The sequence below is a fragment of the Teichococcus oryzae genome (genome assembly GCF_008386565.1).
Taxonomy (GTDB): Bacteria; Pseudomonadota; Alphaproteobacteria; order Acetobacterales; family Acetobacteraceae; genus Pseudoroseomonas; species Pseudoroseomonas oryzae.
Genome location: NZ_VUKA01000089.1, coordinates 1 through 513, shown reverse-complemented (window position 1 = coordinate 513; position 513 = coordinate 1). Strand labels below are relative to the sequence as shown.

Below are 513 nucleotides of genomic sequence, written 5' to 3'. Positions count from 1 at the left end.
CGGCAGATTGCCGGTGCGGTCATCCATCACCTGCATCAGCGCGCGAATCGCCTGCTGGCTCGAGGTCATGCTGTACAAGTTGCACATCGTGCGCTGCCTTCCTCCTGGTCGCAGCACAACGCGCAAAGCCGTTGAAGGTGCTGCCCTTCAGCAAAGCGGCCGTCGCATTCCTTCCCGATCAACCGGCACGTTCCAGCCGAGCCTGCGCTGTCAACCACCTCTTTGTTCTTGATCCGTTCTCCGAGTCTCATTTAGCGTCGCGCCCATGCCCGACCCCTCCAACCCCCCTGTTCCGCCTCGTTTCCCCCTGCCGCCCGGCCACAGCGTCGCCCCCTCCGAGGAGGTGGCCGACGCCCTGGCCTATGCGCTGCGCTATGACGAGCGCGGCCGGCCACGGCCCTCGGGTGGCCAGCTGGTGGCCAGCCTCGCCGCCGAGCATCTGGTGAAGCATCTGGAGCGCGCGGGCTTCCTGGTGCTCAAACTACCCCCCGCCCGGCTGCACAGCGCCGGCTA

At 66.9% G+C, this 513-nt stretch carries 1 protein-coding gene; it reads left to right on the top strand.

The annotated features are described in order from the left end of the window. Positions 1–265 precede the first annotated feature (265 nt). Positions 266–513: hypothetical protein (locus F0Q34_RS21665; RefSeq protein ID WP_149814434.1), on the top strand; the 248-nt coding region annotated here is incomplete at its 3' end.